Origin of the sequence: Marinobacter sp. (assembly GCF_039977835.1) — a bacterium.
Classification (GTDB): Bacteria; Pseudomonadota; Gammaproteobacteria; order Pseudomonadales; family Oleiphilaceae; genus Marinobacter.
Window position 1 is genome coordinate 67484 of record NZ_JBDWCL010000060.1, and the last position, 19851, is coordinate 87334.

The 19851-nt window shown below is 58.6% G+C and carries 15 protein-coding genes and 1 pseudogene; 4 read left to right on the forward strand and 12 right to left on the reverse strand.

Annotated features, from left to right (window positions below):
- Positions 1 to 12: 12 nt before the first annotated feature.
- Positions 13 to 630, reverse strand: a complete 618-nt coding sequence (locus ABJM11_RS16995; protein WP_348293746.1) for a hypothetical protein — start codon at positions 628 to 630, stop codon at positions 13 to 15.
- Positions 631 to 848: 218 nt separating this feature from the next.
- Between ABJM11_RS16995 and ABJM11_RS17000 the strand changes: the two genes are divergently transcribed.
- A complete protein-coding gene (locus ABJM11_RS17000) occupies positions 849 to 1211 on the forward strand; it encodes a hypothetical protein (protein ID WP_348293747.1) in 363 nt (120 codons plus the stop codon).
- Between the two features lie 7 nt (positions 1212 to 1218).
- Here ABJM11_RS17000 and ABJM11_RS17005 read toward each other — a convergent pair whose 3' ends face one another.
- Complete coding sequence (locus tag ABJM11_RS17005) at positions 1219 to 3963, reverse strand: ATP-binding protein (RefSeq protein ID WP_348293810.1); 2745 nt, start codon at positions 3961 to 3963, stop codon at positions 1219 to 1221.
- 195 nt (positions 3964 to 4158) lie between these two features.
- On the opposite strand from ABJM11_RS17005, the gene ABJM11_RS17010 reads away from it, so the two are divergent.
- Positions 4159 to 4392 (forward strand): DUF2789 domain-containing protein, encoded by a 234-nt coding sequence (locus ABJM11_RS17010; protein ID WP_348293748.1) that lies wholly within the window; start codon positions 4159 to 4161, stop codon positions 4390 to 4392.
- On the opposite strand, the gene ABJM11_RS17015 is transcribed toward ABJM11_RS17010, so the two are convergent.
- From ABJM11_RS17015 to ABJM11_RS17045, 7 genes are all read right to left on the reverse strand, one after another.
- A complete protein-coding gene (locus ABJM11_RS17015) occupies positions 4358 to 6049 on the reverse strand; it encodes a diguanylate cyclase (protein WP_348293750.1) in 1692 nt (563 codons plus the stop codon). The two genes, ABJM11_RS17010 and ABJM11_RS17015, sit on opposite strands and share 35 nt — an antisense overlap.
- Entirely contained in the window at positions 6050 to 6994 is a 945-nt protein-coding gene (xerC, locus tag ABJM11_RS17020) for a tyrosine recombinase XerC (protein ID WP_348293752.1), read from the reverse strand.
- Between the two features lie 2 nt (positions 6995 to 6996).
- On the reverse strand, positions 6997 to 7743 hold the full coding sequence (locus tag ABJM11_RS17025) for a DUF484 family protein (protein WP_348293753.1): 747 nt from the start codon (positions 7741 to 7743) through the stop codon (positions 6997 to 6999).
- Positions 7744 to 7759: 16 nt separating this feature from the next.
- Positions 7760 to 8725 carry a diaminopimelate epimerase gene (dapF, locus tag ABJM11_RS17030; RefSeq protein WP_348293755.1) on the reverse strand — a complete coding sequence of 322 codons (966 nt, stop codon included), beginning with the start codon at positions 8723 to 8725 and terminating at the stop codon, positions 7760 to 7762.
- 14 nt (positions 8726 to 8739) lie between these two features.
- A complete protein-coding gene (lysA, locus tag ABJM11_RS17035; RefSeq protein WP_348293756.1) occupies positions 8740 to 9990 on the reverse strand; it encodes a diaminopimelate decarboxylase in 1251 nt (416 codons plus the stop codon).
- A 38-nt stretch (positions 9991 to 10028) separates the two neighbouring features.
- Entirely contained in the window at positions 10029 to 10196 is a 168-nt protein-coding gene (locus ABJM11_RS17040) for an LPS translocon maturation chaperone LptM (RefSeq protein ID WP_348293757.1), read from the reverse strand.
- Positions 10197 to 10281: 85 nt separating this feature from the next.
- Entirely contained in the window at positions 10282 to 13134 is a 2853-nt protein-coding gene (locus ABJM11_RS17045) for a class I adenylate cyclase (RefSeq protein ID WP_348293758.1), read from the reverse strand.
- A gap of 146 nt (positions 13135 to 13280) precedes the next feature.
- Between ABJM11_RS17045 and ABJM11_RS17050 the strand changes: the two genes are divergently transcribed.
- Positions 13281 to 15725, forward strand: coding sequence for an EAL domain-containing protein (locus tag ABJM11_RS17050; RefSeq protein ID WP_348293759.1), 2445 nt, complete (start codon positions 13281 to 13283; stop codon positions 15723 to 15725).
- Positions 15726 to 15733: 8 nt separating this feature from the next.
- Here the strand turns inward: ABJM11_RS17050 and argH are convergent, their stop codons facing one another.
- The gene (argH, locus tag ABJM11_RS17055) at positions 15734 to 17125 is read right to left on the reverse strand and encodes an argininosuccinate lyase (protein WP_348293760.1); all 1392 of its coding nucleotides are present in this window, start codon (positions 17123 to 17125) and stop codon (positions 15734 to 15736) included.
- Positions 17126 to 17342: 217 nt separating this feature from the next.
- On the opposite strand from argH, the pseudogene ABJM11_RS17060 reads away from it, so the two are divergent.
- A pseudogene (locus ABJM11_RS17060) lies at positions 17343 to 18055 on the forward strand (IS3 family transposase); the annotation flags it as partial.
- A 461-nt stretch (positions 18056 to 18516) separates the two neighbouring features.
- On the opposite strand, the gene ABJM11_RS17065 reads toward ABJM11_RS17060, so the two are convergent.
- A complete protein-coding gene (locus ABJM11_RS17065) occupies positions 18517 to 18978 on the reverse strand; it encodes a MerR family transcriptional regulator (protein WP_348293762.1) in 462 nt (153 codons plus the stop codon).
- 50 nt (positions 18979 to 19028) lie between these two features.
- Positions 19029 to 19832, reverse strand: a complete 804-nt coding sequence (lgt, locus tag ABJM11_RS17070) for a prolipoprotein diacylglyceryl transferase (RefSeq protein WP_348293763.1) — start codon at positions 19830 to 19832, stop codon at positions 19029 to 19031.
- Positions 19833 to 19851: the final 19 nt, after the last annotated feature.

Here is a 19851-nt window from a genome sequence, read left to right on the forward strand (position 1 = left end):
CCCGCCTGTGATTTATTGATCGTCCTTGCGGTCGTGCTCTGCCAGCGACAGGTGGGATACATCGGGGACGACCGGTGGCGGCAAGTCTCGCTTGACGCCCAGTTCAGTGCCCGGTGGCGCCAGTGTCCAGTCGTCCAGATGCTGAAACATCGGCGCAGGCGCCTCCCTGTGCTCCTCAAGGGTTACGCCAACCGGGTCCAGCGTCAGAGCGGAACCGGACAGAATCGTGTCAACCTTCTCACCAGCTACCGGCAAGCGATCGCCCGGCTCCACCGCCACTGACGACGCTGGTTTGTCGGCGGCAGTAGCCTCTGCGGCTGCGGGTTGACGGGGCGCCTGCTCAGGTTGCGATTGAGCCCGGGGCTCTGCGCCTGGCGCCGGCTGGGGCGGTCGAGGGGGAGCTGTGCCTTCCATCGCCTGCACGTAGGCCACCATACCGTGTTTTTGCAACACAGCCCGGTATTTCTCCGCCTGTACCTCTTCCAGCTTGTTGCGGATAACCACTGGCTGACCGCTGAACATGCGATCGACCTGCTCTACCGTTGCCTTGAACAGGTTTTTTGCATTAGTACGGGCTGTCGTCGGGTCTGTCCCCGGTGTGCACTCCCCTTTGAAAACAAGCTGGAACATGATCCTGCCTCTACCTGACTCTGTTTTTAACCATCATAGTGTATCCTGACGAGCTCCGGAACCTTGCGGTGGGCCACGCCGTGTTACTGAAAACTGCAAACAATTGAAAAATACGTGCACAAATCACGCAAAATTGCCGGGACTCTGCGATAATGATCAGTAACCAAAAATTACATATATTTACATAATTCCCGGACTCACATCACAGGAGTGACTCCATGCCCATCAGAAGCACCGCCGGCGCTATTGCCCTGTTGTTGGCTGCGGCCTCCCAGCCCGTAGCGGCCAACAACCTGGACCTTCTGCTGAGCGGAATCTTTCCGGACCAGCAAGCCACCTACATCGGCTATGAAAGCGTGGAGAGAGAGGATATACCCGCCACCTCCCATATTGAACGTAAGTACCTGGTAGTAGACTTCCGCTTCAAGTCCGACCCGGCCAGCGACCAGTTACAGGCCAGCGTTCACAAGGTCTGCATGACGCTTCTGAAAGACAGGGAACTGATTCAGTCCCTGTCCGATTCCGGTTACGATATGGTCGCTGTCGCCTTTGACCGACAGTCACAGTACGACTGCCTCTGAAGCAGCCCTAATGGTCCCGGCCCAGGAGTCGCGGAAACGCCTCCAGCGCACTGTTCACCGAATCCAGATTGAAAGCCTCAATATCCGACAACAACTTCTCGCCATAGCGGGTGACCGAGGGTGACCGGAACCGCTTGCCCCACTCCAGCAAGCGCGTCGCGAAATCCTTCATCTGTTCCGGGTCGCCGCTTTCGCGGACAATTTCCCATTCATTCCCGAAGTCCCTGGCCAGCTGCTCCCGCAGCCAGCCACGCTCCTGCATGCTCAGGGTCTGGGCCAGCAAGCGCTCTGACTCTTCCGGTGTACCCTCCTCCTCGGCCTGCTCCTCGGTCACCTCCACCCGGGGCAGGCTGACGGTAAAGGTGGAACCTGCCCCGGGCTCACTTTCAACCTTCAGCTCGCCCCCCATCATTCTTACCAGCTTGCGACTGATGGCAAGGCCCAGGCCGGTACCTCCGTAACGCCGGCTGTTCTGTCCTTCCTGTTGTTCAAAAGCATCGAAAATCTGCTCCTGCTGATCGGGAGGGATACCAATACCAGTATCCGCTACCGTGACCACCAGGCGGTACCACCGCCGCCTGTCGCTCTCACTATCGCCGGAGGGCTCTCCACCTACAGACTTACGCGGCGTAGCGGTGGCACGAACGGTCACGCCGCCGTCATGGGTGAATTTGATGGCGTTACCCACAAGATTGAACAGCACCTGGCGCAGCCGGGTTTCGTCCAGCATCATCGCCACCGGCATTTTGGAATCAACGCTGACCTCAAGCGAAATAGCCTGTTCGGTCGCTCTCAGATCAAATATATGCCGCACATCGCTAAGCAGGCGGCGCACGGAAACGGCCGAATAGTCCAGCCGCATTTTCCCCGCCTCAATGCGTGACAGATCAAGGATATCGTTGATCAGCATCAACAGGCTGCGACTCCCCGCGCGAATGGCATCAAGATAGTTCCGTTGCTGGGGGTCCGTCACCGTGTTGCTGAGGAGGTCACTGTAACCTATGACCGCATTCATGGGGGTGCGGATCTCGTGGGACATATTGGCAAGGAACTCACTCTTGGTCAGGCTTGCCGCCTCAGCCTCCCGAGCCAGGCGTTCCGCTTCCAGTTTCGCTGCCCTGAGCTCGTCTTCACTTCGGCGCAGGGCGTTTTCCGAGCGGATTCTTTCGTCCACCTCCCGCGACAGCTTGCGGTTCCAGTACAGGAAGATCAACACCACGACGATGGCGATCAGCACAATTCTGCGCACCACGGTGTAATCCGTTTCCTGTTCGATATCCAGATGAATCCAGCGGTTGTAGATCGACTCGGTTTCAGATGCATCGAGACTGCCCAGGGCTTTGTTCAGAATCCGGTGCAATTCCGGCCGCTCCTTGTCGACGGCAAACCGCAGCTCATATTGATAGGGGGTGATGCTGGTAATCCGCAGGTTGGAAAGCCCCAGGCGTGCGACCGTGTAACTCACGGCAGGAATATGCGTCACCATCACATCCAGATCACCATTGGACAGCGCCAGCAATCCTTCCTCGATGGACGTCACCGGGTAGAGGTCGAGGTTGGGATGATTGATCAACAGGTAATCATGCCCGGCCTGACGATTCACCACGCCCACCTTCTCGTCCCTGAGCTGCTGCAGCTCTCCGATAAAACGGCCGTCATCCCGGATCGCCAGGGCGATGGGGACCGTCAGGTAGGCACGGCTGAACAGGAATTCGTCCTCCACACGGGGAGTTCGCGACAGCGCCGGCAGGATGTCTACTTCCCCGTCGCGCAGAGCTGCTTCTGCATTGGCGCTGTCGGACATAACCTCCCGACTGAAACGAACATTGAGCTGTTGTTCCAGGCGTGTAACCAGATCCGGAACCAGGCCGGTGGCCTGACCATCCTGGGTAAACTCGAACGGGGGCCAGTCTGGCCGGAAGGCCACTGTGAGATCAGAGTTGCGCTTGAGGAATTCACTTTCCGCCACAGACAGGGAAATGGCGGACGGGTCCTGCTCTGGCAGCTCTGTCTGTAACCAGGACTGTCGTATGGTGCGATGTTCGTTATGCCCGATCGCCAGCACTGCCTGATTGAGAACCCGGTACGCCCGGTCTTCACCCGCACGGACTTCAAGTACGACGTCCACAGATTGATGATTCAGCAGCGTGGCCATCCCTACCCCGTTCACCATGGCGGACTGAAGGTAGTCGGAAACCACCGGCACCGGTCCCAGGAAAGCATCAGCCTGGCCGGAGAGAAGCATGCTGACCGCGGCACTGACGCTGCTTACGGGGACCGGAGAGAGTCGGTCGACCGGATCCAGCAGAGCAAACTGATTGGGATCGTTTGTAATCAGGGCGATACGGGCCCCTTCAAGATCTGACAACTTGCGGATGCCGGCATCCCCGGAGTGGACAAAGATGCCGTAGGTCAGGCTCATCAATGGCGACGTCTCTGCGACCCCGGAGGGTACTGGTTGGCGGGCCAGACGCGTGTTCAGCCTGGCGTCCAGCGTACCATCGCTGAACCACTCCTCCATCTGCGCCTCGTTGCCTGAAACCGCCTCCACCGGCACATCCAGCTTGTCCGACACCCGCTCGAGATAGTCGATGAACAAACCGGCCAGTTGTCCTTCGCCGGTGTCGAACGCCAGCGGGACCTGGTCGACACGGACACCGATGCGGAAGACCTCACGGTCCTGGAGCCACTGCAGGTCTGCGCTGCCCAGAACCGGTGCCGGCGAAGGCTGAGGCGGCTCTGCGGCCGACATACCGGAAATCAGAAGGCAGTTGACCAGCAACAGAAAATAAAAGCCGACCCTCACTGGATATCCTCACCGGTTTAGCTAAAGTTCAGAGAACCATACCCGTAAATTCTTCTGATTGCATTCAGCGGGTTACCCGCATTATCGTGACGACACCCGCAGTCATCGAAAAACGGGATCACCCCGGGGAGAGCTACTACGATGGACACCAGCAACCATACCTTCAGCACCCTGTTTGAGCAGCTGGGCATGCCCTCTGACAAGCAGAGCATTGAGGATTTCATTGCCAGGCACTCACCCCTTCCTTCAGAGGTCGCCCTCCAGGATGCTCCATTCTGGTCCGAAAGCCAGTCCCACTTTCTGGAAGAGGGCCTGGAAGACGATTCCGACTGGGCAGAAATTATCGATGAGCTGGATGCCCTGATGCGCCACTGATCAGCACCCTGTCGCGACCTGAGTCCTTGGCCAGGTACAGCGCCTTGTCAGCACGGTCAAAAACGTCATCTTCGTCGTCGCCTTCGGTAAATTCCGCAAGGCCGGCGGAAAAGGTCACGGAGACAGGGTCGCCCCGGAAATGGAACGGCAATGCCGCGATATGCTTTCGCATGCCGTCAAGAACCGATCTGGCGACATCCGGTGGCGTCTCCGGCATCAAAATAACGAATTCCTCACCACCAAAACGGGCAATGAAATCCGTTGTTCTCAGCCTGTCGCTCAGGGCTTTGGCCACCAGTTGCAGCACCCGGTCCCCGGCCTTGTGGCCATAGGAATCATTCACCCGCTTGAAATAATCAATGTCGAGCACGCCAACCGTCAGGGGGTGCCGGTAGCGTTGCCAGCGCTGATACTCGAAAGCCAGGCGTTCCTGCCACGCTTCCCGGTTAGGCAACTGGGTTAACACATCCCTCAGTGCCTTCCGGCGCTCTTCAGCCAGCTCTTCCCGCACCTGCTCCGAATGCGTTTCAACCATCGCCAGCTTTTCGTGCATCAATTCCAGCTGTTGTGACAGGTTCCTCTCGCGCTCGGTCTCCTGGGCGCGGAAGCGTTCCACCGCACCACTGATCGATTCCAGATGCTGCCCTACTGACGCTTTCAGCTGGTCGAAATCCGCAATGGATTCCACCTTCTGGCCGAATACCTGCAGCTCATCACGGATTTCGCGATCCAGTGCCTCGGATGCATTCAGGCGACCGGCCTGCGCCGTGGTCTGTTCGGAAAAACACTGTCGCAATGCCTCCAGCCGCTCGTCCAGGCGCCGGAGAAAGGCTTCAAACTCCCTCTGGCTTCGGGTAACGGCCGCAATAACCAGGTCCGCGACACCGCTCAGACCCTCGCGCAATTCATCCCAGTCATCACTGCTTAACAGCGACTCCTGAAGCCGCCTGGCTCTGGCCTCGGAAGCTGGCTCCAGCGAGACCTGCCCCAACATGTGCCCCAGCAACTCGCCAACCCGCCTGGCGATCCTATGGCGCTGGCTCAGTTCTTCGACATCATCCCGGCCCAGATCCACTTCGTCCCTGCCGGGTTCGGCGGACTCGACCTCGGCACCGGCTTCGGACGTCCCGGGCTGGGTGCCCCTGGAACCAAACAGCCTGCCAAGCACACCAGGCCTGCCTCCCGGCTGCCCCGCTCCCGCCAGGCCGGTTTCGAGAACTCCGGCAAACTCCGCGAGCCAGCCGGTAAAGTGTAATTGCAGCGTATCCGGTTTACGGAGTCGTTTTTCCAGGTCCCGCAGGCGATCCTTGCTGCTGGCAAACAGGGCGTGGTCGCGAAGTGCGGATAACAGATGTTCAAGGGTTGCCCTGGTCCGGCCTGCCGATTCGGCTTTCTGTTCGTCAAGTGCGGACACCTGGCGGTCGATCCGGTCCTGTAGTTCGTACCAGGTTCCGGAATCCAGGGATTCCTTACGCAATTCGCTACGCAGGCTGGCCAGCAAACGGTCCAGTTCCTGGTTCTGTCCTTCCGAGGCCAGGCTGGTCCGAACAAGCATGCGCTGGAACTGATTACGTTCAGTGGTCCACTGCGACTCGCGCTCTTCTGACAATTCAATTGCCGTCAGGTATTTCTCCTTCCAGGGCGAATCCGATGACATTTAGCTCTCCCGGCCTTGCTTCCGGCCGCGGCGGGCGCGGGGATGGCTCTGGTCGTATACCTTCGCCAGATGCTGAAAATCGAGATGAGTGTAGACCTGTGTTGTGGCTATGTCGGCATGGCCCAGTAATTCCTGGACAGCACGCAAGTCGCCGCTGGATTCCAGCATATGGCTGGCAAAGGAGTGCCTTAGAAGATGAGGATGCAACCGTTGGTCAGCCCCTTTCGCGAGGCCCCAACGGCTGAGCCGAGACTGTATGCTGCGGGGGCTTAACCGGTCACCCCGACGGCTTACATAAAGGGCGCTTTCGCCCTCAGGCGCTATTGTCTGACGCACCCCCACCCAATTGGCAAGCGCATCAAGCGCCTTGCGGCCCACGGGGAGAACACGCTCCTTGCTGCCTTTACCCATTACCCGGACTTCACCGCCACGAGTGTCCACCGAATGAAGGTCCAGGCCCGCTAGCTCTGACAACCGCAGCCCGGACGAATACATCAGCTCGAACATGCTCAGGTCGCGAATTTCCAGGGGATCGTCAGGGGTCGCGTCGAGAAGATGGTTAAGCTGGTCGACGTCCGCCACCCTGGGCAGACGCCTGCCCGCTTTCGGTGCGCGGATATCCAGGGCCGGGTTATCCGTAGCAAGACGTTCACGCAGAAGGTATTCGTAAAAACGACGTATTGCAGAGAGATGGCGGGCGATGCTGCGCCCGCCAAGCCCCTCGCGGCTCAACTGGGCCACGTAGCGCCGCAGATCATGGCTGGTCACAGACCGCCAGGCGGCGGATGGCTGGTATTCAACCCAGACAAGGAAACGTTTGAGGTCCTCACGATAACTGCTGCAGGTGCGCGGCGAGTGTCTTTTTTCCGATGCCAGATACCGCAGAAATTTTTCCAGTGGTTCTGCGAGCGCGGCAGAGGTACCCCTCCCGGCAGCCGGTGTCATGTTCAGCGAGACTCCGCCACCACGTCAGTCAACGTCACAGCCGCTGCGTGTCGCTGAAGTATGGGGGGTAGCAGCCGGCTAAGAGTATCGCTGATATAGGTGAGGAACAGTGAACCCATACTCTGGTCAAAATACCCGGGTTCACAACTGCCAACCGCAAACACGCCAACCAGTTCATCGTGTCGCAATGGCACCAGGGCCACCGAGGCAATGGGCTCTTCCCGGTCAGGAAACAGGAAACTCCGTTCGCTCTCACGGAACTGACCACACACCGCACGGTCACCCTCCAGAAGGCCACCCAGGCGCGCTTTTGCAACCTCCGGCGCAACCACATGCAGGGCACCCTGTGCCGCCGTTGGAAGCTCGGAATCGGCGAACAGAAGGATCGACGCCGCATCCAGGCCAAAGTCGCCACGGATACTGTCATCAATGGCCGCCGCCATGTCGTTCAGATTGCGCGCCTCGACTACCTGCATCAACAGGCGCTTGCTTTTCTCGAACAGGCGATCGTTATGACGGGCGATGGAGACCAGCTCTACCAGTTCCCGTCGGAGGGTATCGCGCTGCTCGCGGAACAGATGCACCTGACGTTCCACCAGCGAAATTGCGCGGCCGCTGTCATGGGGCAGTGTCAGGCTGCGCAGCAGTTCGTCCTGTTCCACAAAGAAGTCGGGATTGTTCCGCAGATAGTCTGCAACGGCTTCCGGGCTGAGCTCTCCGGCCTTCTTGTGGGCCGTTTGGTCTGTCATGCTGCTCTCCTGATAGTCAGGGCTTTGATGTAACTGGCTGGCGATGGCGATTCTGCTGCCGCTGATGTCCCGGTCTTGTATCACCCTGCCGCGTGTTTTTGCGACGCCGCGGGGGCTGCTCCCCCGGCAAGCGAAGCTGGCCTTCAAAGACGCTGGCTGTAGGGCCTTCCATCATAACAGGGGTCCCTTCACCCTGCCATTCAATGACCAGGTGGCCGCCCTTAAGCTCCACATCCACACGGTTGTCCAGCAGGCCACGCAAGCATCCGGCGACAACGGCCGCACAGGCTCCACTGCCACAGGCCATGGTTTCACCGGACCCGCGTTCGAATACCCGCAGCCGGGCGTGGGTGCGGTCGAGGATCTGCAAGAATCCGATATTGGCCCGCGCCGGAAACCGGGGATGATTCTCCAGCCGAGGCCCAAGCTCTCCCACTGGCGCGATATCCACGTCGTCCACCACCAGCACACCGTGCGGGTTGCCCATGGATACGGCGCTGAGTTCAACGGTATCACCGCCAACGTCCACGGAATAGATATCCTTGCGGCGGTCAGCCGCGAAAGGAATAGCCGGAGGGTTCAGCTCTGGCACCCCCATGTCCACGGCAACCATACCGCCGCGGCCAACTCTGAGTTCAATGACCCCCTTGGCGGTCTGCACACGGATTACCTTCTTGTTGGTCAGGCGCTGGTCGCGGACAAAGCGCGCGAAACAGCGGGCGCCATTGCCACACTGTTCCACTTCCGAGCCGTCGCTGTTGAAAATCCGGTACCGAAAATCCACATCGGGCAGACCAGGAGGCTCCACCACCAACAATTGATCGAAGCCGATACCAAAGTGCCGGTCGGCAAGCTCACGAATCATCTCCGGGCGCATGCGGAACGGCTGGCTGATAGCATCCACCACCATGAAGTCGTTCCCCAGACCGTGCATCTTGGTGAAACTGAGCATGGGCCCCTGTCCGCGTCGAGGCTGATTCATAGCATCATCCCCAATCATTCCGGCAAACAGCTTTCAGGGCCGAGCTGCTCTTCCAGGGTTTCCCGGCGCCGCACCACGTGCACCTGGTCTCCATCCACCATCAGTTCCGGTGGACGGTTACGGGTGTTGTAGTTGGAACTCATGACAAAACCATAGGCGCCGGCCGAACGAACCGCCAGCAAATCCCCTGCCTGAAGTCGCAATTTGCGATCCTTGCCCAGAAAATCGCCGGTCTCGCAGACCGGACCTACCAGGTCCCAGGCCATTTCCTCACCATCCGTGCGGGGTTTCACCGGGATGATAGCCTGCCATGCGCTGTAGAGCGCGGGCCGGATCAGGTCATTCATCGCCGCGTCGATGATGGCAAAATTACGGTGTTCCGTACACTTGAGAAATTCGACCCGTGTCAACAGGATACCGGCGTTGGCCGCAATGGAACGGCCGGGTTCCATGATCAGTTCCAGCTTACGGTCGCCCAGGCGCTCTGCCAGTGCTGTGACATAATCTGACGGCTGTGGTGGTTGCTCGCTGTCATAGGTGACGCCCAGGCCACCCCCCATATCCAGGTGGCGGATGACGATGCCTTTTTCCGCCAGGGCATCGATCAACACCAGCACCCGGTCCAGAGCATCCAGGAACGGCGTTACCGATGTCAGCTGGGAACCGATATGACAGTCCACGCCCTGTATATCCAGGTTGGGCATGGCGGCGGCGCGTTCATAGACCGCCGGAGCCTCTGCGATGTCGATGCCGAACTTGTTTTCTTTCAGGCCAGTGGAAATATAGGGGTGGGTGCCCGCATCCACGTCGGGGTTCACCCGCAGGGAAACCGGCGCTTTGACACCAAGCTCACCCGCCACTTCATTGAGCCTGTCCAGCTCGGTGTCCGATTCCACGTTGAAACAGCGCACCCCGGCTTCCAGTGCCCGGCGCATTTCCCAGCGCTGCTTGCCGACACCGGAAAACACGGTTTTTGCAGGATCGCCACCGGCGCGAACCACTCGTTCCAGTTCGCCCGCCGACACGATATCGAAGCCGGCACCCAGCCGCGCCAGCACATTGAGCACGGCAATATTGCTATTGGCCTTCACGGCATAGCAGACCAGGTGGGGGCGGCCGGCCAGGGCATCATCGTAGGCACGGTAATGACGCTCCAGGGTGGCGCGCGAATACACATAGGCGGGTGTACCGAAACGCTCGGCAACCGTCGTAACCGGTACGTCTTCGGCGTACAACTCGCCGTTACGGTAGTTAAAGTGGTCCATGTAGATCCTGAGTCTGTTGGCGGGGCGGCTGGCCGGGACTATCGGTCGCCGGCGTCATCGTCGCGGCCCTGCTCGCTGTCACTGGCCTGTTCAGCAACCGCGTCGTTGCCGGAAGGTACTTCCCGGTACAACGGCCCTTTCTGACCACAGCCACCGATAAACCCGGCCATCAGCAACAGAAATACGATTGTCGGTCCTGGCTTCATGGTAACTGCCCCTGTTTCTGTATGGGCGAAGTATACCTGAGAGGGACCACGCCCGGCGAGATGCCACAGGTACTGATTGGGGGCGCTAAAGGTGCTGATTCAGGGCTTTTTCCAGTTCTGAGCGGTAATACAGATACTGAATGGTCTGGATATCCTGCTGATAGATCTGGGGGTCGAGGTCGTGAGGCAGATGAATGTCGGTCAGGTACACAGGATACCGTTCCGGACTGTCACGCAGAGACTGTATGTAATGGGCCACTGCAGGAATCAACCGATTGCCATATTCCTGCACGGTGAATTCCTGGTCACCACAGAAAATATCAAAGCGAACCCGGGAATCGCCCTCCTGAATACCGATAGCCTGCACCTCAAGCCCCGGCAGAGGTACGTTACTGTCGGCGTCAGGGCGCCGCTCTGCATGCCAGTGACCGTCCCGCAGCAGCACTTCATAGCACTGGGCGCCGCCGATATCCGCCACGCTACCGAGCTGCCTTAACTGCCGTCGCTCGGTCAGGTTCTCCAGAAATCGCAGCAACGGCACCAGCAGATAGCGACGATTGACATACCCCTGCCCCCAAGAGAACACCGACCCCAGTTCATCCACGACCCATACACGGGCCTTGTCCCCACTGGCCTGGTAAAACACCTGGATATTCCCTGGCTCACTGGTATGGCAGACCGTTCGAAACGGCAGATCGTCCAGCAGGGCATGACGGTCAAAAACAACCGGCACGTATGATTCCTGGGGCTTGGCCAGATAGGTCATCAGGGCCTCGGCACTGTCCAGCGCAACAAATCCCGGCTCAGTCCCATTGAACCGCAGCACAAAAAACCGCCGGTCCATCTCGATCACATAGCGTAGCGGATGGGGGCCCATGCCACCCGCAAAAAAATGGCGCATAACATCGGTAAAAAGCTCTTTCACTCGGCGGGCGATGGTAGCACCGTGGCCTTTGTTGTGGCTGTGAACCATAATTTCCGGCAGGCGGTCCGGCGCTCCCGTCACTGATGCCAGTACATTTTTCAGGCACTGGATCAGCGTGTCGCCGGCCGCATAATGTTGCAGACTGACCTCATGCCAACTATTGAAGGTAACCTGGTCAATGGTATTGACCAGATTTTCCCGGCCGCCACTGAACCCCAAAGAGTCGTGCCGGGCGCTGAGTTTGTGCAGCCCCCGTTCGGTCAGGTGCGCCTGCGGGTCCAGGCCCACATTGACGAAAAGCAGGTTCCGCAGCGGATGCACACCTCTGGACAGCGCCTCCCGACCGGCCGGGTCTACAGGAAACGGCAGGAACGAACTCAGAGCATCCAGCATTTCCCGTAACTCCGCCACCGAGGCCGTACTGGTGCCGGCACGCACGTTCAATCGGGTTGATCGGCTTAACAGACCATTGCAGTAGCACCACACCATCAGTTCGGTCAGATTTCCGGAACGTCTGATCACCGGCTGCCAGAACGCGTCGGAAGGGTCTTCGAGATCACGGTACAGGAGCCAGCCGTCGTGACCTGCAGCCCCGCCCTGTTCCGACTGGTGATGGAAGGCCAGATTCTCTTCCGCCAGCGAGGGAGCCAGCCCGGGATTGATCTGTTCGATCTTGCCGGCCTTGCGCTGAAAGGCCGCATAGAGCTTTCGCCCCAACAGGTTCATATCGTTACTGCTGATGGCCGCGCGAGTGCCATGATCCCGTGCCAGCCGGGACAACAGACGATAGCTGTGGGTAAGCTCCGCTACCACAGCCCTTCGCAAGACCACCACGTCCTCGGCTCGCCAACGTATACGGTTATCCAGATTCCCGATCTCCGCAGCGGTCCAGCCCCAGTCATCAACCAGCGCCTGGAGCAGGCTGGTTCGCCAACCGGCGACCAGCTGGGCAGAACGGGTCAGCGGCAGGCCAGCTTTCAGATAGAGGCTCTGGCGCACCAGCGCCAGGCGATCAGGGGCTTCTTCCTCCCGCAGCCAATGCTCCAGGCGCTCATATAGCAACACGTAGGGATCGAGCCGATCAGGGTCGGTTTCACCGGCATAGACCGCTGCCTTGAATACCCGTGACAGCAGCGGCTCTCCCTTTCCCCGGGCATAACATTCGATCAGCAGCAGTTTGAGAATGGACTTCCAGGGCGCATCGATGCCCTTGTACAACTGCCAGACCCCGGCACCAAGGAACTCTTCCTGCGGTATCGATACCGCCGGGCCGAAATCAATGTACTCATCGCCACGAATAAATCGGCAGTCAACCAGCTGCCGGGCGCACTCGTCATAACGGTCCTCATCTCCCACCGGCACCAGCCACCACAGCGGGTAGCAGCCACCCAGATGTATACTGGTGCGGTAAAACTCATCCAGTAGAAGAAAATGCTGTGAGCTGCCGCAGTTTTCTCCGGTGACCTCGGCGCGCTGGCGCCCGGCTCGCCAGTCCGCGGCTGAAAAAACGAACACATGAAGCTCCACGCCCAGGGATAATGTCCAGGCAGCGAGACTCTCCGCTTTGCGTTCGAGACAATGCACCCCGCGCTCGGACAGATCCGGCCGATGGCATAACCAGACATCCAGGTCACTAGCTACCGAGTGACCCAGCGTACCGGGGCTGCCCATCAGAAACAGCGCTTCGAGATCCGGTTTTCGCCGACCTTCGTCCTTGAGGGAAAAAGTCCGCGCCAGCCGCCTGGCCGCATTCAGCGTCGGCTCCGCGGGCCTGTAGTGACTCAGTCCGTAGGGGCAGTCACTGTCCAGGTAGCCGGGAAGCGCAGGATGGTTGAGGTGAAACACCAGCGGCAGCACTTCCAGAACTGCCTGCTGGCGATAGGTCAGTGCTGAACGGGCGCGCTCCCAACGGTGCTGATTGACGGCCATGAACCGATCCCGCAGCCGACGCAGCGTTTTTCTGTCTATACCCTCGTCGAAATCCAGGGCGATAGGAGCGGTATGGATGGTCACGGCGACTCCGCGGGAGAGGTTCTTTCCGATAGCATTATCAGTATGATGAACGCATCGTGGCAAAACCGGCAAAAAAATAAAAGCGGGACTGCTTTATAACATCCGTTATAACACCCTGCGGCAAAACTGGCTGAGGTTATTGTGTCGTGAAAGAATTTTTTATTCGTCGGGACCGTTCCGACGCGCCCCCGGGCATAGAACGCCGAACCCTGATCCGCATTGACGACGAGGGTGTGATTGTCTTTGCAGACCACCATGCCGAATCGGTGCTGGGTTACGAGGCCAGTGAGCTGGAAGGGCGCAAGGTGCAGTGCATTCTCGCTGCCCGCCAGGATGACCCGTTTGCGCCGGCTCACCGCCACCGCATTGAAAACGGCGAATCGATACTGATTACCTTCCGCCACAGGGAGGGGTTTTTCTTCACCGCCGGCCTCAGCCTGCGCATGGATATCCGTGATGCGGACCAGGCCGCCAGTGCCTGCATCAGCCAGCGTGACCACTCACCGGTTGACCACCGCCTGATACGACTGATGGAAACCTCAGCCCACCTTGGCCTATGGGAGCTGGACATCAACAGCAATGAAATGACCTGGACAGACGGCATGTACCAGCTGCTGGAACTACGGCCCGGTAGTGAGATTACGCCTGAGCAGGCGCTGTTCTATTGCCAGTCCAGCCAGGGCCGGATTCGCGCCCGAATCCGGCGATGCATCCGCAGCGGACAGCCGTTTTCCGTGACTCTGGATCTGCTCACCGCCAGACAGAAAATCCGCCAGGTAACATTGACCGGTCGTGCACTGAAAACCGGCGAGCGGATTCAGCGCCTGGGTGGAACTCTTATTGACCAGACCCGGGAACAACGCGAGCACCTGGCACGCAGGCAGGCCGAGCAACTACTTGGCGCTACCATCAATGCCACCAGCGATCTGATAGTGGCAGTGGACCGGGCCCTGAACCTGTTGCACTTCAATCAGGCTTTCGCCCGCCAGTTCGAACTGACCTTCGGGCAGGCCCCCAAACCGGGCGATAACATCAACACATTGTTGCGGGACTACCCCAATGAACGGCGACTGATCGAACGCCTATGGAGCAGGGCTTTCGAGCGTGACAGTTTTGTGGTTGAAATGCCCATGGCCCAGCAACATCGGGAACTGCCACTCTATGAGATTCATTACCAGCGCCTGACCAACGATCTGGGCGACGTAATGGGTGCCGTGCACGTCGCCCGAGACATCAGCGACCGGCTGCAGAGTTCCTCCAGCAGCGAATACCGGATCCAGCACGACCCCGTAACAGGCCTGATGAACCGCAAGGCATTTCTCGCCCGCCTGCAACACACCCTGGAACAGAAAAGCCGGCGCGATGGCCGCAATAGTCTGCTATATCTGGACCTGGACGGCTTTGATCACTTCAACGAGATTGCAGGCAGCGGCACCTGCGACCGCTATCTGCGGGAACTGGCAGGCAACCTCGGCGTCAAGGTCAGGCAGCGGGATGCACTGGCAAGACTGGCAGGCGACACCTTCGCACTGCTGATCGAGAACTGCCCCGAGGCCCGCGCCCGCAAGATTGCCGACAGCATCCTTGAACTGATCGGGGGCTTTGTCTTCGACTGGCAGGGCAAACAGCTGCAAACCACAGCCAGTGGTGGCCTGCTGTTCCTTGATGATGATTCTCCCAGCAATCCGGAACAACTGCTGACCCAGGCCGCTGACCTGTGTCACACCGCAAAAACCTCTGGACGCAACCGTATCCACGCCGCCCAGGCGATGTCACAGGCTATGGACGAAGGTACCACCAATGTCGTGCTCGAACAGCTCCGACAGGCACTCGATAACGAGCAGGTCCGGCTTGAGTTCCAGGCACTTCGCCCGGTAGCCAGTGTCACCTGGGGCGACCACATTGAAATCCTCACCCGGATACCAGGAGAGAGGCCGGATAGTCCACCGCTGACACCAGAGGCCTTCCTCCCGGTCGCCGAGCGGTTCGACCTCGCCAAACGCCTCGACCGCCAGGTGATCCGCCAGACCCTGGCCTGGCTGGAGCAACACCGCCTGCTGGAACCACGCCTGAAGTACTGTGGCTTCAACCTCTCCCTGGCCAGTGTGCTGGATGACACATTCGCTGATTTCATGGAAGCGGCGCTGAAAGACTCACCCTATGCGCCGGAATGTTTCTGTCTGGAAATCCGCGAAGCCCACGCCACCCAGTATCCGGATGATGTGGCTGTACTGTGCGATACCTTGCACCGCATCGGTTGCCGCGTGGCGCTGGATGGCGCAGGGGCCTCGGTAGAAAGCTACAGCCTGGCGGCAAAGCTGCCGGTAGACATCATCAAACTGGACCACAAGATCATGCAGCACTTGCACGATGACCCGGTACAGCAGGTGATGGTGGAAGCCCTGCACAAGATCGCCGCCGCCTCGGGCAAAATGACGGTGGCCACTTTTATCGAGAACGATGACACCTTGCGCAAGGTACGCACCCTGGGGATCCATTATGGCCAAGGCTTCCGCCTCTACCGGCCCCGTCCTCTGGAGGAACTGACGCCGGCAGAAGTTACTCTGACCACGGGGAAGATCGGCGGCTGACGCGGCGGTCAGAGCGCTTTGCGGGCCCGAGCAACAGCAGCGCGGACCTGGTTCGGCGCGGTGCCACCCAGATGGTCCCGGGCCTGCACGGAACCTTCCAGCGTCAGCACATCGAATACGTCCTCGGCGATCACATCGGAAAAACGTTTCAGCTCCGCTATGGTCATGTCAGACAGGTCACGGCCCTCGGCCACACCAAAGCCTACCGCCTTGCCCACGATCTCGTGCGCATCGCGGAAGGCCACGCCCTTCTTGACCAGATAGTCCGCCAGATCGGTCGCGGTCGAGAAGCCTCGCTTGGCGGCTACCCGCATGTTGTCGGCCCGGGCTTCGATCGCTGGAATCATATCCGCATAGGCCTTGAGGCAGCCTTTGACGGTATCCACGGTATCGAACAAGGGCTCCTTGTCTTCCTGGTTGTCCTTGTTGTAGGCCAGCGGTTGGCTCTTCATCAGCGTCAGCAGGCTGATGAGGTGGCCATTTACCCGTCCGGTCTTGCCGCGCACCAGTTCCGGCACGTCCGGATTCTTCTTCTGGGGCATGATGGACGAGCCTGTGCAGAAGCGGTCCGGCAGGTCGATAAAATCAAACTGGGCGGAGGTCCACAGCACCAGCTCCTCGCTGAACCGCGACAGGTGGGTCATCAACAACGCAGCAAAACTGCAGAATTCGATGGCGAAGTCACGATCACTGACCGAATCCAGGGAATTTTCGCTGGGCCGGTCAAAGCCCAGCAGTTTTGCGGTAATGTTGCGATCAATGGGGTAGGTGGTCCCGGCCAGTGCTGCAGCACCGAGGGGCATCACATTCACCCGTTTGCGGCAGTCCTGCAGGCGCTCAGCGTCCCGCACCAGCATTTCGTACCAGGCCAGCAGGTGGTGGCCAAAGGTGACCGGCTGCGCCGTCTGAAGATGGGTAAACCCCGGCATGATGGTTTCCGCCTCACGCTCGGCCAGGTCCAGCAAGCCGGCCTGCAGGCGCCTGAGCTCTTCTGCTATGACATCGATTTCGTCGCGCAGGTACAGGCGGATATCCGTCGCCACCTGATCGTTGCGGCTGCGGCCGGTATGCAGTTTCTTGCCAGTGATACCGATGCGGTCAGTCAGCCGTGCCTCAATGTTCATGTGCACGTCTTCCAGGCTGACAGACCACTCGAACGTGCCGGCCTCAATGTCTGCCTTGACGGCTTTCAGGCCTTCAATGATGGTGTCACGCTCTTCCATGGTCAGCACGCCTACTTCCGCAAGCATGGTGGCATGGGCAATGGACCCGGTAATATCGTGGTGGTACAGGCGCTGATCAAAGCCCACGGAGGCGGTAAAACGCTCAACGAAAGCATCGGTAGGTTCGGTAAAACGACCGCCCCAGGGTTTCTCGGCGCTCTTGTTCTGATCCGTCATCACTTTAGTCCTATAGTAACATGTAACTTTTACTTAAGTGTCTGTTTATACGTGGAATTGTAAAAGTGACACTTTTTGCTATTTTTCGGGCAATTTTGTCCTCATTGTAACGCTTCAAGATTCAGGAATCGCGCTAAATGTCGTAGGACTGACCTGCTCCCCTCTAGCTTAACCGTTTCCAGCTTAGTAATGTTCATCACAGCAGAGGACGATGAACATGAAAAAGCGATTTTCAGACGAGCAGATCATCAGCATTTTGAAGGAAGCCGAAGCAGGCCTGGCGGTGAAGGAGTTGTGTCGCAAGTACAACATTTCTGACGCCACCTTCTATACCTGGCGCAAGAAGTTTGGCGGCCTGGAGGTTTCAGAAGCCCGCCGGTTGAAGACGGTCGAAGATGAGAACGCCAGGCTCAAGAAACTGCTGGCTGAGTCTCTTCTGGACAACGAAGCCCTGAAGGCGGCCCTCAACCGAAAGTACTGACCGTCGAGAACAAGCGCGAGGCCGTGCGGGCGATGCAGGAGCAAACGCCGATCTCACAACGCAGGGCCTGTTTTCTCGTCGGGTTATCCCGCGCTTCGTTTCACTACCGCTCCACCGTTGCGGCTGGTGACAGTGTGCTCAGCGAGCGTATTACGGAACTGGCCCATGAGCGCCGTCGATTTGGATATCGGCGGGTTCATCAACTGTTGCGACGGGAAGGCGTCGACGTGAATCATAAAAAGGTTTACCGGCTTTATCGGGAGGCTGGTCTGGCCGTGCCAAAGCGCAAGCGCCGCAAAGGTATCGCCATGGAGCGTCAGCCGCTGGTGTTGCCGGAAGCTCCGAACCAGACGTGGTCCATGGATTTTGTCATGGACTCATTGGCATGCGGCCGGCGAATTAAGTGCCTGACCATTGTTGATGACTTCACCAAGGAGTGCCTCGAGGTGTAAAGGTGTCGAGGATAACGCTGAGATAGCCGTCGAGGGGATGAAGCTGCGCCGGCGCAGTTGCCGTCGGTGCCGGGAGGTTTGTGCGTTCAGGAACTAGTACAGAAGGTACGGTACCGCAATTGCCCTGTTGAGCAGCAAGGAGACAGTCCGCCGACGCCATATTGTCACAAGACATCTCCTGCGCTAAATGTTCGGTAGTGCCGGCTAACATTGTGTCTACGCAAGCCATCGGCCCCATTTGACTGGACCGGGCGGAAGGCTCACTTGATTCTGAGGTAAATTGCCCGAGCGCCAGCACCGGCTGCATTGCCATGATCAGCAACAGCAGGTTTATGATGGCTTTATGGATCATCGGGTTTGGCAAGTGGAGTGACTCAGGTTATTGAATTTAAAAAATTTGTCGAGATGTTAAGATGCGCGCTTCACAAAGGTCAAGCGATTAATGGCCAGGACTGGAATTAGCTCCACCTCTCAATCAATTCCTGGACAGAATGGCCATTGGGGGCTCCATCAGGCATCTGTCTCCAAACCTGGACTGTAGTTTTCATGTCGTCACGAAGTCTCTTGAGCTCCTTTAACTCCTGATCCAGTCTGCAAAGGCGGTCTGTGAATAGCTCCTTCAGGTCGCTGCCAGCCAAGCCACCCTCCGTCCCATGACTTAGAATGACTTTGACTTCACGCAGGTTGAATCCCAGCTTGTTTGCCACGCGAACAAACCGTAAGCGCCACAGGTCTTCCGAATTATACAAGTTGTAGCCATTTCGGGGATCTTTTCGTGGCCGAAGTAACCCTTCACGGTTATAGAAACGAACGGTGTCCGGAGAGACATCCGCCAAGTTTGCAATTTCATTGACTTTCATCGTGCCCACATCGCTCGCATGAAACAGATCCCGATATATCAGAGGAGAAAACGCCAGCATGACCACTCTGAAACTCTCTCAATTTGTTATTGCATAAATGAAGTCGACCTTTATCCGCCCGTCGCCACCTTTACGTTATTGATCGGTTGGCTTTTCGACCAAGCGACTAACCCAAGGCCTCCAAGGATCATCGGCAAGGTCAACAACTGCCCCATGGTCACCCAGTCAAGGGCAATGAACCCCAGTTGCGGGTCGGGGAGGCGAACAAACTCGACCGCAAAACGGAAAATTCCGTAGAGCAACAGGAACAGGCCGGACGTTGCGCCCATCCGACGAGGGTGGCGTGAGAACCACCACAGCACCACAAACAGCACAACACCTTCCAGGCCAAACTCGTACAATGACGACGGGTGACGTGGCGCCGACCCCATATTCGGGAACACCATGGCCCAGGGCACGTCGCTGACCCGCCCCGGGAGCTCGTGGTTGATAAAGTTGCCAAGGCGCCCCGCCCCCAGGCCAATTGGCACCAGTGGCGCTATAAAATCCGTGAGTTGGAAAAACCGCAGGTTCTGCTTGCGGGCGAAGACCAAGGCTGCAATCAGGACGCCGGTCAAGCCGCCGTGAAAACTCATGCCCCCTTCCCAGATCTTGAGCAGCCAGAGCGGGTTGTCTGCCAGCTTGTCAAAACCGTAGAAGAGCGCGTAACCGACGCGGCCACCCAGAATGACGCCCATCGCACAGTAGAAAATCAATGTTTCAACAGCGTCTGCGTTCAACCCGAGTCGATGAGCCCGACGACGCCCCAGCCACCAGGCCGCGAGAAAACCGACAAGGTACATCAGGCCGTACCAATGGATTTTCAGTGGGCCCAGTGCAATGGCTACCGGGTCTATTTGAGGATACTGAAGCATAAGCTTCCCTGATTTCGTG

Excerpts from the sequence above, each read along its gene's own strand:
- ABJM11_RS16995 (WP_348293746.1), bottom strand. The coding sequence starts at position 630 with ATGTTCCAGCTTGTTTTCAAAGGGGAGTGCACACCGGGGACAGACCCG.
- ABJM11_RS17000 (WP_348293747.1), top strand. The coding sequence starts at position 849 with ATGCCCATCAGAAGCACCGCCGGCGCTATTGCCCTGTTGTTGGCTGCG.
- ABJM11_RS17005 (WP_348293810.1), bottom strand. The coding sequence starts at position 3,963 with ATGTCGGCCGCAGAGCCGCCTCAGCCTTCGCCGGCACCGGTTCTGGGC.
- ABJM11_RS17010 (WP_348293748.1), top strand. The coding sequence starts at position 4,159 with ATGGACACCAGCAACCATACCTTCAGCACCCTGTTTGAGCAGCTGGGC.
- ABJM11_RS17015 (WP_348293750.1), bottom strand. The coding sequence starts at position 6,049 with ATGTCATCGGATTCGCCCTGGAAGGAGAAATACCTGACGGCAATTGAA.
- xerC (WP_348293752.1), bottom strand. The coding sequence starts at position 6,994 with ATGACACCGGCTGCCGGGAGGGGTACCTCTGCCGCGCTCGCAGAACCA.
- ABJM11_RS17025 (WP_348293753.1), bottom strand. The coding sequence starts at position 7,743 with ATGACAGACCAAACGGCCCACAAGAAGGCCGGAGAGCTCAGCCCGGAA.
- dapF (WP_348293755.1), bottom strand. The coding sequence starts at position 8,725 with ATGAATCAGCCTCGACGCGGACAGGGGCCCATGCTCAGTTTCACCAAG.
- lysA (WP_348293756.1), bottom strand. The coding sequence starts at position 9,990 with ATGGACCACTTTAACTACCGTAACGGCGAGTTGTACGCCGAAGACGTA.
- ABJM11_RS17040 (WP_348293757.1), bottom strand. The coding sequence starts at position 10,196 with ATGAAGCCAGGACCGACAATCGTATTTCTGTTGCTGATGGCCGGGTTT.
- argH (WP_348293760.1), bottom strand. The coding sequence starts at position 17,125 with ATGACGGATCAGAACAAGAGCGCCGAGAAACCCTGGGGCGGTCGTTTT.
- ABJM11_RS17065 (WP_348293762.1), bottom strand. The coding sequence starts at position 18,978 with ATGCTGGCGTTTTCTCCTCTGATATATCGGGATCTGTTTCATGCGAGC.
- lgt (WP_348293763.1), bottom strand. The coding sequence starts at position 19,832 with ATGCTTCAGTATCCTCAAATAGACCCGGTAGCCATTGCACTGGGCCCA.